General features: G+C 45.9%; 15 protein-coding genes. 12 read left to right on the top strand and 3 right to left on the bottom strand.

Annotation, left to right across the window (positions count from 1 at the left end):
• Positions 1–72: 72 nt before the first annotated feature.
• A complete protein-coding gene (locus tag BEL05_RS09365; RefSeq protein WP_069671010.1) occupies positions 73–1116 on the top strand; it encodes a LysR family transcriptional regulator in 1044 nt (347 codons plus the stop codon).
• A gap of 39 nt (positions 1117–1155) precedes the next feature.
• Here the strand turns inward: BEL05_RS09365 and BEL05_RS09360 are convergent, their stop codons facing one another.
• Positions 1156–2133 (bottom strand): LysR family transcriptional regulator, encoded by a 978-nt coding sequence (locus tag BEL05_RS09360; RefSeq protein ID WP_069671009.1) that lies wholly within the window; start codon positions 2131–2133, stop codon positions 1156–1158.
• Positions 2134–2644: 511 nt separating this feature from the next.
• Between BEL05_RS09360 and BEL05_RS09355 the strand changes: the two genes are divergently transcribed.
• The 4 genes from BEL05_RS09355 (at position 2645) to nrfD (ending at position 5287) form a co-directional block, all read left to right on the top strand.
• Complete coding sequence (locus BEL05_RS09355) at positions 2645–3025, top strand: DUF2726 domain-containing protein (protein ID WP_245686969.1); 381 nt, start codon at positions 2645–2647, stop codon at positions 3023–3025.
• A 138-nt stretch (positions 3026–3163) separates the two neighbouring features.
• Positions 3164–3634, top strand: coding sequence for a cytochrome c3 family protein (locus BEL05_RS09350; RefSeq protein WP_069671008.1), 471 nt, complete (start codon positions 3164–3166; stop codon positions 3632–3634).
• A gap of 10 nt (positions 3635–3644) precedes the next feature.
• On the top strand, positions 3645–4337 hold the full coding sequence (locus tag BEL05_RS09345; RefSeq protein WP_028763747.1) for a 4Fe-4S dicluster domain-containing protein: 693 nt from the start codon (positions 3645–3647) through the stop codon (positions 4335–4337).
• On the top strand, positions 4334–5287 hold the full coding sequence (nrfD, locus tag BEL05_RS09340) for a cytochrome c nitrite reductase subunit NrfD (RefSeq protein WP_028763746.1): 954 nt from the start codon (positions 4334–4336) through the stop codon (positions 5285–5287). The genes BEL05_RS09345 and nrfD overlap by 4 nt, the downstream gene beginning before the upstream one ends.
• 54 nt (positions 5288–5341) lie before the next feature.
• Here nrfD and BEL05_RS09335 read toward each other — a convergent pair whose 3' ends face one another.
• Positions 5342–6379, bottom strand: a complete 1038-nt coding sequence (locus tag BEL05_RS09335; RefSeq protein ID WP_069671007.1) for a glucosaminidase domain-containing protein — start codon at positions 6377–6379, stop codon at positions 5342–5344.
• A gap of 497 nt (positions 6380–6876) precedes the next feature.
• Here BEL05_RS09335 and BEL05_RS09330 point away from each other — a divergent pair, with 497 nt between their 5' ends.
• The 7 genes from BEL05_RS09330 to BEL05_RS09300 all read left to right on the top strand — a co-directional run bounded on the left by BEL05_RS09330 (position 6877) and on the right by BEL05_RS09300 (position 16154).
• On the top strand, positions 6877–7296 hold the full coding sequence (locus BEL05_RS09330) for a hypothetical protein (protein ID WP_069671006.1): 420 nt from the start codon (positions 6877–6879) through the stop codon (positions 7294–7296).
• Positions 7297–7425: 129 nt separating this feature from the next.
• A complete protein-coding gene (locus tag BEL05_RS09325; protein ID WP_069671005.1) occupies positions 7426–8298 on the top strand; it encodes a hypothetical protein in 873 nt (290 codons plus the stop codon).
• A 23-nt stretch (positions 8299–8321) separates the two neighbouring features.
• Positions 8322–11891 carry a zinc-dependent metalloprotease gene (locus BEL05_RS09320; RefSeq protein ID WP_069671004.1) on the top strand — a complete coding sequence of 1190 codons (3570 nt, stop codon included), beginning with the start codon at positions 8322–8324 and terminating at the stop codon, positions 11889–11891.
• A 344-nt stretch (positions 11892–12235) separates the two neighbouring features.
• Positions 12236–13225 carry a sensor domain-containing diguanylate cyclase gene (locus BEL05_RS09315; protein ID WP_069671003.1) on the top strand — a complete coding sequence of 330 codons (990 nt, stop codon included), beginning with the start codon at positions 12236–12238 and terminating at the stop codon, positions 13223–13225.
• Between the two features lie 504 nt (positions 13226–13729).
• Positions 13730–13975, top strand: a complete 246-nt coding sequence (locus BEL05_RS09310; RefSeq protein ID WP_083250332.1) for a transposase — start codon at positions 13730–13732, stop codon at positions 13973–13975.
• A 404-nt stretch (positions 13976–14379) separates the two neighbouring features.
• The gene (locus BEL05_RS09305) at positions 14380–15099 is read left to right on the top strand and encodes an oxidative stress defense protein (RefSeq protein ID WP_069671002.1); all 720 of its coding nucleotides are present in this window, start codon (positions 14380–14382) and stop codon (positions 15097–15099) included.
• A 56-nt stretch (positions 15100–15155) separates the two neighbouring features.
• Positions 15156–16154, top strand: a complete 999-nt coding sequence (locus tag BEL05_RS09300; protein ID WP_069671001.1) for a WD40 repeat domain-containing protein — start codon at positions 15156–15158, stop codon at positions 16152–16154.
• 56 nt (positions 16155–16210) lie between these two features.
• On the opposite strand, the gene BEL05_RS09295 is transcribed toward BEL05_RS09300, so the two are convergent.
• Positions 16211–17401, bottom strand: a complete 1191-nt coding sequence (locus BEL05_RS09295) for a potassium/proton antiporter (protein ID WP_069671000.1) — start codon at positions 17399–17401, stop codon at positions 16211–16213.
• Between the last annotated feature and the right edge of the window lie 39 nt (positions 17402–17440).

The following is a 17440-nucleotide window of genomic DNA, read 5'->3' as shown; positions in this document are numbered from 1 at the left end:
AAACAGAAGATCTATAATTTATACCTGTAATAATAGCCAACTAAGGCGCAGTCATTGCACAAGGATATCGCTATGCTGAAAAAAGTGAGCCGCCTAGATTACTTTACACTACAAGTGTTTATCGGCTTGGTTGAGCTAAAAAATGGCAGCGCCGTAGCTGAGCGATTGCACACCACCCAATCTAAAGTCAGTCGTAGCCTAACCTGCCTACGTGAAGTATTAGAAGATGAGCTGTTTGTGCGTCAGCAATATGGCTTCGAACCCAATCAAATCGCCATTAAGATCACCCCTATGGTGCAAACCATTTTGCAGCAGTACGACAAAATAGTCGCCACCACCATAGACAAAGGCGTACAACCTTTTCAGTTAAGTGTGGCAACCTTTGAGCAGTGGTCACTAATGGTGATGAACTACGTACATACTAGCTGTCATTGTTTAGAAGGCGGCGTTAGTATCAATATTCAACCTTGGTCAGACAATATTAGTCAGCGCTTGTGTCAGGGGAAAATCGATTGCTGTGTCTCCACTGAACCTATTAATCATTCTATGGTTAATAACTACAAACTCGGCGACATTATTCACTTCTTTATTGTGGCCAAAAACGGGCACCCCATTTTGAATTCCAATCAACCTTTAATCGATCTGTTTGACTATCACGTTGCCCTAGTCAATGCTAATCTACATGATCAACCCCACCCGATAGAGCGCTATGCAAGAGAACATGAGCTCGATATCTGCATCGCACTTAAAAGTCCAAGCCTACGCATGTTAATTGACCATGTGAGTCATGGCGATGATGTTGCGCTACTCTCTTCGGCAATGTCTATGTATTACTTTGAAAGCCGTGACGATGTGTCATTTATCGACGTGTCATCACTATGGCGTGACACCAACGAACTTGTTTGCGACAGCTACTATTTAAATTGCCATAAGGGAATTAAAGATCAACTAGCCAACTGCTTAAAGACACTGCTCACAGAGAAACTCGATGAGATGCAGGCCCATTATGATGAAGCGGCGCGGCATCGTAATTTAACCCACCATCAGATAACTATGTGTAAGGACGCTAGTACACCCGAGCCTTCTTCACTAAAATGCTGCAATCCCTCACAATAGGCCTTCGCCATTCTCGGCATCCATAAGGGCGCTGTTAACTTAGTGCACATATTGGTTGATTATCCCTGTGACCAGCTCTTTGAGCCATTCAATATGTGGACTCGGATGATGCTTGGCGCTAATCAAATACAACTTCGGATATGGCTGTGCTTGGTACAGCAGCTCAGTGTCGATAGCAGACAGGCAGCACACGTGTAAACCGGGTAAAAGATGGCTCTGTTCATAAACCTTATTGTAGGGCAGTAGGCTCAGTGTCTGATTGTCTGACAAATAACGATAGAGATCATGAAAGCCCAGCGCGGTTTGGATGTTATCGCTAGGTGCCTGATGGCAAAAGATCTTTTGCTGCCGGCAAAAAGCCTGGAAAGGGTCTGGAGCGCTCTTATTTAGTAGGCTAAAAGCGCTTAAATAGGGGTAAGTAGCGATATTGGTTAAGCTGATCTCCTGCTGCAGGATAGGATGGTTTAGTCCGCACAACAGATAGAGATGTTCTAGCGTCTTAAGCGGTATCACTTCAAAACGCGGATCAGCTTGCAATGGGACTGCGTCAGACTCACAGAGAATCGCCACATCAATAAGGCCGTTTGCTGTATCTTGTAAAAGATCATCTGAGCCACTGCGGAGCTCGTAACTAATGGGCAGATGTGCCTCATTAATGGCCGCACTTAATTGCTGCGGCAAATGCGGGATCAACAGATCGCTGACGTAGATCACCATCGCCGATTCTAACGCCAATGGATTCAGCTGGTTTAATTGATACAGGTGTTCAGCGCACTGTACTAACTCCTTAACGATGGGGTAAAGCTGGCGGGTGAATTCATTAGGCTCAAGACCATGCTTTTTTCGAATAAACAGCGGATTATTAAAAATGGCCCGCGCATGCTGTAGGCAGCGACTCACCTTAGGAGCTGGAATATTCATGTCGCTAGCAACTGATGAAGCAGAATGTTTTTCATACAAATTAACCAATATATTAGCACTAAGCATATCCAAACTATCTAGAGTTATATTTTTCATTGTAAAATACCTCTACCGACATCAAATATACCATTTTGAATTATAGTTAACCCAGCCATAATTACCATATTATTATTTATTAAATGTATAGATATAAAAATCAGATCTCGATCATACTTTTAAATTTCAACATTTTACAACAAAGCGGTAAGAAACTAATTTAAAAAAAGTTTAAAATTAAAAACAAACAAATACCAGATATACACAAATCATAAACTGGATATCCAAATATCGATTTTCTACAATTCGAAATAGTTAAAATCAATTATCAGATCTGCCACTAAATTTTAATAAACTGATTTCGATAATTGTTGTAAATATTCCGCATAAAGTAATAATTAAATGGAGAGTTTATAAACAGAAGTACTTTTGGAGGTTTATCATGAACGCCACCGCTACAGTTATTTTAAGTTATGCATTTATGTATTTTGTTTTATTCATAATTGTTCCTCTCGTCATCGTGACCTTCGTAATGACGTGCATCAAGTTCTTCAGATCAAGCGAGGTTCAGATGGTCGATGCTGCTGTTAGTATCAAACCTCACCTGCTCGACAAAGAATCTATGCATTTTCTAAAAAGCTTAAAATCTATCGCGAGCAATCGCTACGATGTGCTGTACGGAGCGTCTTTGGTTAATGTGGTTGATATTGATGACTCAGTAAAAAACCATGAAGAGGTTCAAGATTTTATGGAGCATTGCCACCTAGACTATGTGGTCGTTGACAACGAGTCTTCTGCGGTCAAATTAGTGGTTAGCAACCCTGATACGAGCTCACCAGAACAGATGAAATTTGTCGAAAAATGTTTAGATTACATAGGTGTGCAATTCATTAAGCTAGATAAAGATAAGCATTGCGATGAAGCCTTGTTACGAACTGCACTCGCCGCCTAATGGCTAAACGCATTCGAACAACCCCAATCCAAGCACACTTTATCCAAGTGTTCACAGCCCAACCGAGCGTCAAATAGACAACTTGGCGCTCTCATTAAACACCGAAATCATGTTCACCTTAAGGTGTAAGGAGTCGGTATGTGTCAGATTAGCCGCAGCCTCTCAATTGTGCTTACTACCCTTATCACGGCATCAATCTTCTGCACCTTGCCGACCATCACCTTGGCCGCCCAGACCGTGAACGATACCCGTACGTGCCTTAAATGCCATAAGCGCAATGGCCAACTGCATGGGGTACACGCAAGTACTGCCTTAGCCATTGAGTGCCAAGATTGCCATGGTGACAAAGGCAGTCATCCGAAAAAAGGCTCAAGTATTAATCGCTTTGGCGCTAACAGTCCAATGTCTGTGACTCAGCAAGTGGCGGTCTGCCTAAGCTGCCATGATCCTCAAACGCTGGCCAACACCGAGTGGACACATAATGTGCATGCGACACGCGTAAGCTGCACCCTATGTCACCAGCTACATCCAGAATACGACCCAATGTTGTCATTAGACAGCAAACAGCATAGCCAGTTATGTGTCACCTGCCATCAGGTCAAACACTAGGAGGCTTGTGATGGAAACATCAAAACGACAATTTCTTAAAGGCTGCGGTGCGTTGATCGCAGGGATCTCTGTTTATACGGTGACTAAATCTCCCTTGGCTGAAAATGCCAATACAGATGCGTCACAAACAGAGGTTAAATATGCCATGGTACATGACGAAAATGCCTGTATCGGCTGTAACGCCTGCGTTGAAGCATGCCGTGAAACCAATCATGTGCCTGACGGTGTGACGCGAGTCAAAATTGAGCGCACAGGTCCATTTGGGAACTACCCTAACCAGAGCTATCGGTTTAATCGTGTGTCTTGCCAGCACTGTGAAGCCGCGCCATGCGTACGTGTTTGTCCAACAGGTGCGGCCTATATAGACAAAGACACTGGTATCGTTGCCGTCAATAGCGACCGCTGCGTAGGCTGCCAATACTGTATTGCTGCCTGCCCTTATCAGGTGCGGTTTATTAACCCCGAGACGCGCACTGCCGATAAGTGCGATTTTTGTCAGCAAACCCAGTTATCGAAAGGCTTGCAACCTGCTTGCGTCCTGGCGTGTCCAACTCAAGCGCTGACCTTTGGCAATTTAAAAGATCCTGACTCAGCGTTAGTTAAGTTACTTAAAACCAAGCCAACGTATCGCGCCAAAGTGGATCTTGGTACCCGGCCAAAGTTGTTCCATATTCAAACCATCGATGGGGAGGTAATGCTATGAGTGCTTTTCATTTTGAAGGCCTGGTATGGCATTGGCCGATCGCTATCTATCTGTTCTTGGCAGGGTTATCTGCCGGTGCGGTATTTTTTGCCATCATGCTTAAACATTTTAAGTTAGCCAGTGAAGCCTATCACTCCCCGTTTGTGCAGGCGGCGGCAATCATCGCGCCACTAGCAGTATTTGGCGGCCTAGGGATCTTGGTTATCGATCTGACCAAGCCATTGGACTTCTGGAAGATACTGGTGTTTTACAACACCACTTCAGTGATGTCGATGGGCGTATTGGTGCTAATGGCCTATCAAGTGGCACTGTTTGCTTGGATTGGCTGCATCTTCCATCAAGGCTTAACGCGTCTGCTAGACGGTCGTTTTGGCGCAATAGGTCGTTTAAGCACACGCTTTATCCAGATGCTAGTCAGACAGGAGGCGGCCATCACAGGTATCTTAGTGATCCTCTCTATCTCATTAGGCGCATACACAGGTTTTCTGTTATCAGCACTGATCGGTTTCCCACTGCTTAACAACCCAGTACTGCCGCTGTTATTTTTAATCTCCGGACTCTCCTCCGGTGCGGCAGCAACCTTGCTGGGTGGCGTGCTACTTCGAGGTAACCCTAATGGGATTGAAGTGCGCTTTATCCACGGTATTGAGATCCCTATGATCTTGGTGGAGATAGGCCTACTTTTCACCTTCTTTGCAGGGCTAATTTTATCAGGTGGCCAAAGCCAAGTCGCCGCACTCAATGCGCTGGGCTATGGGTTTTGGGGCTGGATATTTTGGGGCGGCGTTATCGGTATCGGCTTAACCTTGCCATTAGCCTTTAATTTGTGGATGAAAGTCTCCGCCGATCGCAAGTTTACCTACGTAGCGGTAACTGCCAGCTTTAGCCTTATTGGCGTATTCCTATTACGTAACTTTATCCTTTATACCGGGCAGATGACTGGCGTGTGATACTTACCATTCAACCACAGTGACCTCATCCAAGAGGTTACTGTGGCGGAGGCATTATTTACCAGAGATTAAATGCAGCGGCGCGTTATCGCTGAGGTAAGCCTCATCAACCTGCTGCAACTTATTGAAGGTGATAATGCCACGGATCCCATCGATATACGCTTGACCGCGCTCTGAATATTTGTCCAAGGTTCCCGCCAGCTCTAAACCAGTGATCGGTTTATTTTCAGCTCTGAGTTGCGCGCGCAACGTACGCAGCTTTTGGTAAGCATTATTGGTATTGAGATTACGTAAATAGCCTTCGACCGAAGCCAGCGGCGTATCAAAACGTGCTAAACCGTAATTGCCCAGCTCCTTACGCTGCTGTTTCGGGATCATGCCATTACCGCTAAAGTCCCATTGGCCAAAAAAGGCATTACCTTCAACCGTAAAGCGCGATGTAGCCCAACCACTCTCTTCCGCTGCCTGCGCAAGCACCAGTGATGGTGGCATAATATCCACCCCTTCAAGTAAGGTTTGCCGCTGTGCCTCACTCAGTGGTTTGTCATTGTCATTTGCGCTAAGCACTCGATATTTAACCGCCAAAGCACGTAGTTGGGTATCATCAATGGGTGCCGTTTCTATTATCTGACGTTCGAGTAAAATATTTTCATTAGCCACCAAAATTAAAGGTGCCATCAGGCGGAAAAACACCATTTTTTTTAACTGTACAGGTAACTGGCTAGAGGTCTGCTGCCAGCGCTCGCCCACCGACTCAAAGGTTAACCTAGGCACTTCTCGATTACCCGCTTGCCAACTTTCTGTGTTGTAGTTAAGTTGATCAAACAGCGCGCTGAGATCATCGAGTGAATTAATCACCACATCTTTTGCAGGCTTAGTTGGACGCTGCAATGATACCGCTTTAAAACTGGCCTGCGTTTGATTGGAATCAGGCTGAGTGGCGAGCTCATTGGCACTGATTGCGAAAAGAGGCATCTTGTCATCAGTTGGTGCAACATTTTGCCTCTCACCCTCGGTGTCACCAACTCGATAAGTACTCGCCAGAATAACGATACTTATGATGACAGCAGCAAGCATTAACAAACGAATCATCGTAGATAACCTCTTTTATGTGGCCTATTCTGGAACAGATTAACTTTCCACATAGCCTAGTCCTAAAGATAGATGTTGATATCACTTTAATCGATCATGGTGAAAGAGTCTTCGACATCGTGTCTTCAACCATCAAACTCTGTGATTAACCGTAGCGAAGAAGTGATAGCTGTGCCTCCCTTGTTATCTGGGTAAAATAAAAAGTAGCAGGAACACGAAATAATTAGCCAGCACAATAATAAACTTTTTCTAATACAAGTGATTAATGTAAATAACGATGACCATCAAGGTAACCACAAGGATAACGCGAAGTTAATTTATTTTACATTCATGGCTAAATTCATAATTTAGATGTGATAAAGCGCTCACTATTGATGCGAATGTTATTTTAGCGTTGAATAAAAATTGTGTATTTCATACAGTGGACTTTCGCCTTAAAAACAAATGTATCGATTTGTATCATACATATTAAACGTGAAATTCATTTAGATGAGTGTATGTTAAAAAAAAGTTCTGCCACGCTATCAAGCTTCATTTTATTTGTTGGTATCATACTACTGACACATATGAGTGCCTGCTTTTTAGTAAACAGCTCTGAAATAGGCCATCAATTTTCCCATGGTTCAACGCCTTCACAACAAACCACTGCCGCGAAAAAAAAAGAAACTGTAACACATTCATTGTACTGGGATTACATTGAACAATACGGTAAACAGCACCTAAATGTTATTCCCGCTGAAGTGGAAGATATCAACTTCAGTTCATTAACGTTAACTTCAACTCTATTTTTTCTATTATTCCTTTGTGCGGGCTTACCTTCATATAAATCGCAAAAGTATAAAACCCCGAAAAACATACTAGATTTCACATCACTTCTAATAAGTTGGATTAAACCTATCAAAGGCACTCCGTCTTAATTTATCTACCCCAGATTATTAACCGCGTTTGCCGTTAATAACTTTCAAACACGACTAAGCCAACCGAATATACCATTACTCAGGTCTATTGGTCAGTTTCTAAAAACTTATCTAAATTAGGTTATTTACATGACTTATAAAAACTCAAGCTGTCTGAGTGTCTACGGCTGCGTTGATAATAGTACACGCCGAAAAGTGATATCTACAGGCTTATTATTTGCGGCGTTGTTATCAAACTCAGCTGCGGCCGATAATGAAAATGTTGCTGCAGCAATCGACAACAATACCTCACATTGGTCTGGTTATATCAGTGCATCTGCGGCCAGTAATACCTTTGAACAGTCGGCCCCTAGCTCCTATCAAGCTCTGAGCGGCAATGGCCGTATTGCCTATCGTGATACTTGGGGGAGCCTTCGCCTGTCATCTGGAGGGGAGGTAGAAACACATCATAATGAATCTTACTTCTACGATACTTTTTTAGAATACCGCACGCCAACCGGCCAACTGGGGAGCGACTGGAGCTACATCGGCAGTGCTGGGGTATACCTCCCCACCAGCCACACCAGTCAAGAGAACAAACTTAGGGCCGCGCCGAGATTGGCCGGCTACCTGTTTTATCGTCCTAGTGAGGATTGGAACTTCTATGTTTCGCCACGCGTAAAGTACAACGCCTACCAATATGAATCAGGCCGTCATGGCGAGCATTTCGTAGAATATCGTATCGATCTTCTCGCCGATATGACCTGGCAGTTTATCGATAACTGGTACCTCGATATCAATGGCTCTTATGCCATGGCTAAAGCCTTTAACACCAACCGCTACGACAACCGCTTTACCCTTAGCGAAGAGATAGGCTGGGCGTTTGCTTCCAGTTGGGTTGCAGCAATTGGACACAATAACAGCGGCTATCTCTATGACCCTGATCGCGGTGCCTCTCATGGTTTTGAAGTCTATGACGAGCGCAGTTCGGTGTTTTATCTATCAATCACAAAATACTTATAAATTTAAGCAAAGAGGAGGTTTTTATGTATAAGAGCAGTGTCGCTATCGCCATTTTAAGCGCGATAGGATTAAGTGCCTGTGGCACAGACGAGCCGTATCAAGAAGTCAAAAAAGATGAGCGAATGATCGCCGTACAAGACTTTAAAGATGCCACCACCAATGTTGACGCGGGCACAGATAAGCTCACCTCAGCCTCCACCCTGTCAGAGCTAGCAACCCAGCAACCCGAACGCCTGTTTCTGTACACTCGTAGCCTAGGTGAAGCGCCGCGCTACTCAGCGCCTATTCATGGTTTTTCTCAAGGCGAGGAGAAGCTGGTTACACTTAGAATGACAGAAAATGGCATTCAGCTTAGACAGATAGACCGTGATAACATTGGTCTAGGCCATGACTCTCGTTACGACAACGAGTACAACAAGGCCCCCGTGCTCACCATTCCTGGTAACTACATTGACTTCCAATGCCAAGAGGACAATTGGGGCGACTGTACCAACAAAGAAGAGGAAGTAAACGATCGCAACATTACTTGGGATAAAAAGAAGTTCTTTATTCCTAAGTTTGAAGCGGCACAGATAGCCGAAGAAAACTATACCGATCTCGTGACCTTTAAACAGTGCACCACAGAAACCGAGTCTGCACACTTGGTACAAGATGGTGACTGGAAAGGCTACCAAATGGACTTAGCCAATGGCGTGCTTAACTTTGAGATTGAACACACCTATCAAGCTAACCCCGCCTGTTTCGGTAAGTTTTTCAAAGGTAACTTTGACAACCTCTCTTTCACCACCACCGAATATATCTCTGTTGTGGCACTCGACAAGTTGGCAAGCAGTGACTTTGAAGCCGTCCCCTATAGCGAAGATGAAAATGGCACTTTTGGCTTTTTCAGAACCCAACATCAATACCGAGATGGCAACCATGCTGCGGGCAAAGATGGATACGTACGTCAGTACCTCAACCATTTTAACCCTAAGAAGGAGTCAATCACCTATTACCTAAGCAACAACTTCTATGAGCCCAAGAATAAGCCATTCTTAACCGCGGCCACACAAAGTATCACCGCGATCAATGTTCAAAATAAAGTGTTCAAAACTGGCTTACCTGAGCTTAAGCTGGCACAAGCTGGCACGCACCGCCATGGTGATCTGCGTTACAGCAACATCACCCTGTTCGACGAACCGCTCGACAATGGCCTTGCCGGCTATGGCCCCTCTGCGGCCAACCCGTTCACCGGTGAGATAGTCAGTGGCCGTGTAGACCAATACAGTGCAAACCTTGAGCAAGGCTCAACACGTTACTATCGCCGCGTGCAGCTCGACTACAACCGTGGCATGTTAGATGCTCATTCAGTCAAAGCCCTCACTGGCGTTGATTACACGCCCTCTGAGGAAGCGGTTAATCGTGCCAATGCAGTGGCGGCCAACAAGTTGATTGCTGCACAAAATGGTGACAGTGACGATGCTATGGTTAATCAGCCAAGAAACCAAGCCTTGGCACAAACCGTCATCCCAGATCTGTCGACTACCGATGTCGATAATGCCCCTTTTGAGGAGTTAGTCGCGCAGCAGAGCAAAACCGAAGCATTTTGGGCTGAGCATAACCTAATGAGTGTCGATAAAGCCTTTGGTTTAACGGGCGGGGCATTACGCGAGTTACCTCGTGGTATTAAAGGCTACGAGATTGATTGGAAAGACAGTAATTTCTGGGTCGACGGCGTGGTGGGCGGTAAGCTTAAAGATATCGAAAGCATGCCAACAGGCTTCCAAACTAACCTAGTGACCAAACTTGCCGCACAAGCCTTTGCTGGCACCCTTACCCATGAGCTAGGTCATACATTAGGGCTAAGACACAACTTTGCGGGTAGCCGCGATCAGGCAAACTTCTTTAACGAACAAGAGATCACTAAGTTCAGCGAGGCCTTAACCGAAGCAGGCTACCCTAACCTATCGGTTAAAGCAGACTTCTCTAGCCAAATGGATTATAACGCCGACAGGTTTGCGACCACTTTCCAAAAGTATGATCTCGCCGCACTGCGTTTTGGTTACGGCCGTCAGGTTGAAACTCAAGATGGCAGCTTAGTGTCATTAAGCGCCGAAGACGCTAAACGTCGCCAAGAGCTTAGCGAAGGCAATATCACGGGTGACACCCAATATGGCGCCTTGCATAATATCGCCGCAGAAAACGATCTTCGTTACTTTGCATTCTGTACCGACGGCCATGTCACGCTTAACAGCAACTGTAACCGCTTCGATGCAGGCACCAATAACGATGATATCGTGCAATATTATATCGACAGCTACCATGACAGCTATGACACCATGAACGTGCGTCATAACCGTCAGACGTTATTCGAAGATAATATCCTGCCTTATACCATCAATCGTCTCCGTGGTTTCCACGACATCCGTCAATTTGTCGAAGATACCGCCACCGTTGAAGAGCTATTCTCATTCAGCCAAAATGAGTTAGCCGAGTTCTGCCCAGGCCATGAAAACTATTGGTTCTGCGCCTCACAGCGCGCAGTAGATAAGGCATCTGACACCTTCCTCACCGCAGCAGGTCTCAACGATGTCTACTTGCATGTCACCTACAGAATGAACAGCGATGACAGCCGTGCTTTAACTAAAGTTCACTCGTTAGAAGATATCCTCACACGGATTTATCGTCTCAATGCGGGCAAGCTAGATGAAGGTTTCGAGTTGGGTAAAATCATCACCGATTACCATCAAGACAGCGATAAACTCAAAGAGCTATTGCTGAAAGCCGATATTGTCGAAGCCTATCAAGATCTGGTCTATGCCGACGTCAGCGTTAACAATGGCCATCTGCTAAACGGTATTAAAGCTCCGGCGTCTAGCCCTAACCATCCATACGTCAATGAGCGCGATGTATTAGGTATGTGGCCAGATAAGCTGTTAGCGATGCGTCAGCTACTCACGCGTAAATCACCACGCAGCACAACGGGTCGCACTTACTATGCTCTGGCTGATGCGCCTGAGGTCAAAAAGCAGTTGCAAGGGATGTTATGTCAAATGACCATGGGGAATACAGTCAGTAAAATCAATGGCTACCTCACAAACCCTGTATTGAAGGATGAATGTCAGGCGGTCGATCCTAAGTACTATGTTAACGATGTAGACTACGCCGACCAACAGATCGAAGCGCTGCCAAGCTACGCGACATCCCTAGGACGTTACTTTGGCTTCCCTCAAGCCAGCTACGACATGAAAGGCAAGAGTAACCTGCTACAGATGATGCTAAAACAGGTGGTACTGGCCTCAGTGGATAGCGATTATCGCGGCGAAGAAAAAGCCAGAGTATGGCGTGAATATGTCGGGATCCACCTCTCAAGCGACGCCATTGATACGCAGCAAACCATCGCGCTACGCGGTAAAAACTACGCCGCAACAACTGAGAACGTCTTGGCCAACATGCTTATTGATCAGATCAAGGCACTAAACGCCTTGAAAGCGAGCTCGCCAGCGTTGATGGCACATGTCATGAACCGCGACGGTGAAACGTTCCAGCAATTGGTTGTCGATCCGATTATTGAGCGCGATGAGCGAGTATTAACTTACCTGCCCGTACTCTAGTTTCTCCCCTCTCTCTCACCTAGAAAGAAGCCGTTAATCGGCTTCTTTTTTTATACCCAATCACTGACAGTATCAATATACAAATTAAGCGGCAAAACCGACTCCCTGCAGTGACTAAAAATATATACACGCTTTTTGTTGATGATATTATCGCTATTTATTATCTGTAAAACACCATTGTTGCCAGTACGCCACGCATATCACCCTCTAACGGCTTGATACGCTTTTTCATTAGTGGTTAACTAAACCTTACCTAAAAAGCGCAAACAACAGGGATAGTGCTGTCGATGAATGACCCCATACAAGTTCCCCCTCCCATAGCTGGACTTGGCAGGTAATAAATCATGCCAACAGACCCAAGCGTTACCATCGCGCAATTACAAGCAGAACTTGCAGCGCTTAAACGCGAAAATGCTAAGCTGGAATTACTCAATGCCCGCGCCGAAGAGAAGCTGTTTGCCGCACTAGATGGCAATGGCTTATGCCTATGGGAGCAGCATATCCCCAGCGGTAACTTAACGATTTTTAACATGAAATGGGGTGAACTGTTAGGCTTTAGTCGTGAGGAGCTAGCCGCCCATGTGGACAGCTGGAAACAGAACCTGCACCCAGAAGACAAAGCTTGGGTGATTAAGGCGTTTGAAGACCATGTCGCTGGCCACAGTGACTACTATCAAGCTGTGCACCGAATGATCCATAAAGACGGCTCAGTCACTTGGGTATCAGACCGAGGCCGAATCGTCGAGCGCGACGCCAATGGCCAACCATTACGCATGATGGGAACTCATATCGATATCACCCAAGAAAAACGCTACGAGCTTGAGTTGTCACAACTGGCAATGACTGACCCGCTGACGAACTTAATGAACCGTCAAGCAATCAGCCAAGCCTTTGAAACGCACCAAGCCAGTAAGCACAACGGCGCGCTGTTTTTTATTGATCTCGATGGGTTTAAACAACTTAACGACCGCTACGGTCATAAGGTTGGCGATCTGTTACTCATTCACGTGGCCAACACCTTAAAACACTGTGCTGGCACAGATGCCGACATCGCCCGTTTAGGGGGCGATGAATTTGTCATTTTGCATCCTAGTCGCGACCAGGCACAGATTGAAGCAATTGCACAATCACTGCTTAGCACCTATCAAGACTCAATTGCCATTGATGGCAATAGGTTAAAGATAGGACTGAGTATCGGAATCTACTGCTTTGATGCTGCCCATAACTTCACCACCTGCTGTGAGCGGGCCGATATCGCCATGTATCAAGTTAAACGCAGCGGTAAACATGGCTACTGTTTTTGGCGGCCACAACAACTCTCTCAATGCAGCTAACTCAATCGCGCGAGTGCCAAAGCCACCAAACACAATCATATCCACAACCCAGCGCGGCTCACCCGTACTCTCCTTGTGTCGGTTCTGCCATCTTAACTCTGCACTGACGATTCACCGTGACAATCCACCGCAACAAGACTGCACTATCTCAATGCAAGCCGCTTCATTTTGGTGAACATTAGCACTATTTCCGTTCCCAAAACATCAAGCGTTAAAATTAAAATTGTTATTTTTCAGAAAGATAGAAACGCAGAAAATGTGGCATGAAACTTACATACCTACAAGTAAGTAATAACACTGTTAAGCATTGTGATTAAAGGAGTTCACCATGAAAAACTTAAGCCAACTCGGTTATCGGCTCTCTCAGCAATGGCGATTCTTCATGCAGCTCGGCATCAGCCAGTGGGATGTCGAATAGCACTGCAATACAGGGTTAGCTGAGCATTATTTTTGCCAGCCAGTATGAATCGAAATCGGGATGAGTCCATCATTAAGGAGTAGAAGATGAGTAGAGTGACTAAAAGCATGACCCCAAAATTAGCGCAGCGCATTGTTGAAGAGGTTAAGCGCAACGACGCGCTGCTCTCGGAAGTCGCGAAGAAGTTTGGCGTATCGACCAAAACCGTCTACCAACTGGTTAGGCAGAGCGAGCAGCAAGGCAGCCGAGCCAGTACACTTCGTACCGAAATTGACAAGTTAACGATGCAGCTCAACTACCTCATGCGTGAACTAAAGCTGATCCAAGACTAGCGCCGCTACCAATCAATAACAGGCGAGCAGAAGGATCTCACTCGTCAAAAAATAAGTGGTCGCAGGAAGCAGTGATTGGTGGCGAGAGGGCAACATCAATAATAGCCTAAGCCGAATGGCAGTCATCATTCACATCAACCATTTAAAAGTGGGGATCTGTCAGGTGGTCCCCACAGCACTCCCCAAAGGTGCTTTGCCGAGTGTTGTGCAGGATGCAGAACACTCGGCCTTTCTTTTCCCACTAGTGCTCTAAATCAAGCATCGATTCCAATGCCCATACGGGCTGCAAGCGCTACCGCAGCACTCACATAAAAAATATTGCCACAATTAACCCCTTTTAAAATATGGCCCGTTTATACCTGTAACCATAGCGACACTTTACCGACAAAATTTTGGAGCTCTTCATGAAAAAAACCATTCTCGCCGCACTCTTAGCTAGCAGTTTTTTCGCAACCACCTTGCCATTCGCTAGCCAAAATGTTCAGGCCACCGAACTCAGCTTTGCCCATATCGAAACCATCGGCACTAGCCAAGTGGTGATCAGCGCAGATATGGCTGAACTGATTGTTGAGGTTAACACCCAAGCGGATACGCCAGCCAATGCCAAGTCCGCATCAGATCAGGCAGTCGCAGGTTTTATTGCACGACTAAAGCAGGCGGGGATAAACCGAGATAACATTCAAAGTGCCAACTTGTCACTGCATCCTCGCCATCAATACGATCCTGAAACCCGAACCAATAATGAGGTGGGGTACAACGCCAGTCGCAAGGTGGTTGTAACACTTGACGATCTCAACATCCTTAACGAAGTGCTTGATACGGCATTGGAACAGGGAATTAATCGCATCATAGATATCTCATACAAATCCAGCAAAGAAGCAGAGTTGATTGAACAAGCAAGAGCCTTGGCCATTAAGGACGCCCAACAAAAAGCCAAATCACTAGCCAAAGGCTTTGGAGAGAAAATCGATGGTGTATGGGAAATACGCTATTTTGACCAGCACAATGTGCAGCCTGTGATGTACAAGCGCAACGCCGCAGCGCAAGGAGATGTAGGTGAGAGCTATCAGCAGGCACAAACCACAATAAGCGACCGCGTTGAAGTGGTATTCCGTTTGAAGTAGCGAATCCACTGCAGAGCAATCACTGTGATATCATGACTAACACTTATGGTATCACTATGAAGCAGAGCTCATTGCCAAGTCAAACTCTTGTTAAACTCCTACTAATCCTTGGTCTACTGCAGAGCTTGCTCGCCTGCAGTCAAGCTCCGACTCAACAACCATTGAGCACACAGCGTTTAGTTGCCGAGTCCATTATTGATGGCCAACTCGCAAGCGATGCCACGTTAGCCGTAACACTTGGCCGTAGTCGCACCCTCTCATTGTGGGCCTTGCCAAGTCATCAATTACTTCACCAGTGGGATGAACAAGACTTTGAAGACCCCGTTTACCTCACTGCGCTGTCAGGTGATCATAGATGGCTGCTGACCGCAGGCAAACGGCAGTTAACGCTAATTAACGTTAGTAGCGGTGAACAAATACTGTCGTGGCGCGCTCAGGGCTTTGATGCCAGCGCAACCATCTCACGCATAGCGTTAAATCACACAGGCAACGCCATCTTGATTGGCATGAATGAAGGCTCTGTTATCGTCGTCAATCGCAGCAGCCAGAAACTCTCCATGTTTAAACTGCACAACGCCGAAGTGAACCACATTGAATTTACCACTCAGTCGGATAAGGCATTGTCGGCAGGTAACGATGGTCACGCAGTGCTTTGGCAGACCTTAGATGGGCAAGTCATTCGAGACTTTTCCTTGCCACAGCGGATCACCAGTATCAGTTTCGATGCGGCAAACCACCGTCTATTTATTGCCGATGCACTGGATAATAATCAAGTTATCGACCCCCAAACGCAACAGCAGGTATCCCGCCTTAATTACCTAGAACGTTATCGCTATTTTCGCCAAGCACTGTTTGTTGACCAAGGCCAAGGGTTAATAACCGCCACCTCAAAGCAAGCGGTTACGCGTTGGGATGTCAACACTGGTGAGGCCTTGAAGCACTGGAATATCACTGCGTATAACTTAGGCTCAACAGTGATGGCGATGACTCAGGTCTCTTCAGATGAACTAATCACACTCAGCTCAGATGGGACAGTAGAACATTGGGCGCTTTGAGGGCACAAATACAATAGCGAGTAAAAAGCGGGCTCATAGCCCGCTAGTCTTTCAGTTTAACTGTCGATATTAAGCTTAAGCTTTTTCGCTAGTGGCTCAATCGCAGCACCTTGCAATACCACCGAAAACAGCACAATAAAGAACACCATATGCACCAGTTCAATGGCTCCATCAACGCCTGCAGCAGCGGGGATCAGTGAGAACACAATCGGCGTTGCGCCCTTTAAGCCAATGGATGAGATAAATAGACGCTTTTTCCAGCTTGCCTGCGTAAACGGTAGATAACATAGCTGCACCGCCAGCGGCCTAGCCACCAACATCAATAATGCCGCTGGCACAATCGACAGAGCAAAAACGGAAAATAGCGTCTGAGGAAAGATCTGCAGACCTAAAATAATAAACATCAGCGACTGCGCTAACCAAGACAAACTATTGAAGAAATGTTTGGTGACCTCGCCACCGCGTTTCATACCATTCCCCATAATCACGCCAGCAACATAGGACGCAATAAGGATATTGCCGCCAGCCAGTTCGGCGCCGTAAGCCGCAATAATGGCGCAAGCCAAAACAAACACAGGGATCAGGCCATACTCTTCTAAATGGATAGAATTGAGCGCCCACACAGCTATTTTGGCCACAACAAATGCCACAGCAATGCCGAGTACAATTTGTAGAATTAAGGTTTGTCCAATATCCCAGGTTGATATCGCTTGCTCAGGGGCAAGGGCAATCCCCGTTAAAATCATCACCATCACCAAGGCAACAGGGTCATTAGTCGCCGACTCAAACTCTAATACTGTATCGGTTTTCTCTTTGAGCTTTAGCTTCTTAGACTCTAAAATCGAAAACACCGCTGCAGCATCGGTCGATGACACCACCGCGGCAAAAAGTAAGCAGATGATTAGGCTCCAGTCTGTCAGTGGGTACAAGAGTAAGCCTAAAATCACTGTGGTAAAAAAAACCCCAAAAGTGGCGAGTACCCCCCCCTCTTTATAGGCCAGCTTAATACTCTCAGTTGATGTATTAATCCCCCCGACAAAAACAATCATGTTCAGCGCAATGACCCCAACAGTCGAGGTGATAGTGAGGTTGTCATACACAAAATCAAATTCGCCATTGCCTAAGCTCAGGCCGACTCCCATAAAGATAAGCAGGGATGGAAGCCCTAATGTCTTAGAAGGGTGATGAAGCAAGATCCCCACCGCAATAAGCACTGCAACACCGAGTAAAATAATTTCGTATGACATAGAGCTCCCTTGTGAACATTTATGAGCGACGTTAAATAA

The sequence above is a fragment of the Shewanella colwelliana genome (assembly GCF_001735525.1).
Classification (GTDB): domain Bacteria; phylum Pseudomonadota; class Gammaproteobacteria; order Enterobacterales; family Shewanellaceae; genus Shewanella; species Shewanella colwelliana.
The sequence above is the reverse complement of the archived record's forward strand: the minus strand, read 5'-3'. Positions and strand labels throughout refer to the sequence as shown.

Excerpts from the sequence above, each read along its gene's own strand:
- BEL05_RS09365 (WP_069671010.1), top strand. The coding sequence starts at position 73 with ATGCTGAAAAAAGTGAGCCGCCTAGATTACTTTACACTACAAGTGTTT.
- BEL05_RS09360 (WP_069671009.1), bottom strand. The coding sequence starts at position 2,133 with ATGAAAAATATAACTCTAGATAGTTTGGATATGCTTAGTGCTAATATA.
- BEL05_RS09355 (WP_245686969.1), top strand. The coding sequence starts at position 2,645 with ATGGTCGATGCTGCTGTTAGTATCAAACCTCACCTGCTCGACAAAGAA.
- BEL05_RS09350 (WP_069671008.1), top strand. The coding sequence starts at position 3,164 with ATGTGTCAGATTAGCCGCAGCCTCTCAATTGTGCTTACTACCCTTATC.
- BEL05_RS09345 (WP_028763747.1), top strand. The coding sequence starts at position 3,645 with ATGGAAACATCAAAACGACAATTTCTTAAAGGCTGCGGTGCGTTGATC.
- nrfD (WP_028763746.1), top strand. The coding sequence starts at position 4,334 with ATGAGTGCTTTTCATTTTGAAGGCCTGGTATGGCATTGGCCGATCGCT.
- BEL05_RS09335 (WP_069671007.1), bottom strand. The coding sequence starts at position 6,379 with ATGATTCGTTTGTTAATGCTTGCTGCTGTCATCATAAGTATCGTTATT.
- BEL05_RS09330 (WP_069671006.1), top strand. The coding sequence starts at position 6,877 with ATGTTAAAAAAAAGTTCTGCCACGCTATCAAGCTTCATTTTATTTGTT.
- BEL05_RS09325 (WP_069671005.1), top strand. The coding sequence starts at position 7,426 with ATGACTTATAAAAACTCAAGCTGTCTGAGTGTCTACGGCTGCGTTGAT.
- BEL05_RS09320 (WP_069671004.1), top strand. The coding sequence starts at position 8,322 with ATGTATAAGAGCAGTGTCGCTATCGCCATTTTAAGCGCGATAGGATTA.
- BEL05_RS09315 (WP_069671003.1), top strand. The coding sequence starts at position 12,236 with ATGCCAACAGACCCAAGCGTTACCATCGCGCAATTACAAGCAGAACTT.
- BEL05_RS09310 (WP_083250332.1), top strand. The coding sequence starts at position 13,730 with ATGAGTAGAGTGACTAAAAGCATGACCCCAAAATTAGCGCAGCGCATT.
- BEL05_RS09305 (WP_069671002.1), top strand. The coding sequence starts at position 14,380 with ATGAAAAAAACCATTCTCGCCGCACTCTTAGCTAGCAGTTTTTTCGCA.
- BEL05_RS09300 (WP_069671001.1), top strand. The coding sequence starts at position 15,156 with ATGAAGCAGAGCTCATTGCCAAGTCAAACTCTTGTTAAACTCCTACTA.
- BEL05_RS09295 (WP_069671000.1), bottom strand. The coding sequence starts at position 17,401 with ATGTCATACGAAATTATTTTACTCGGTGTTGCAGTGCTTATTGCGGTG.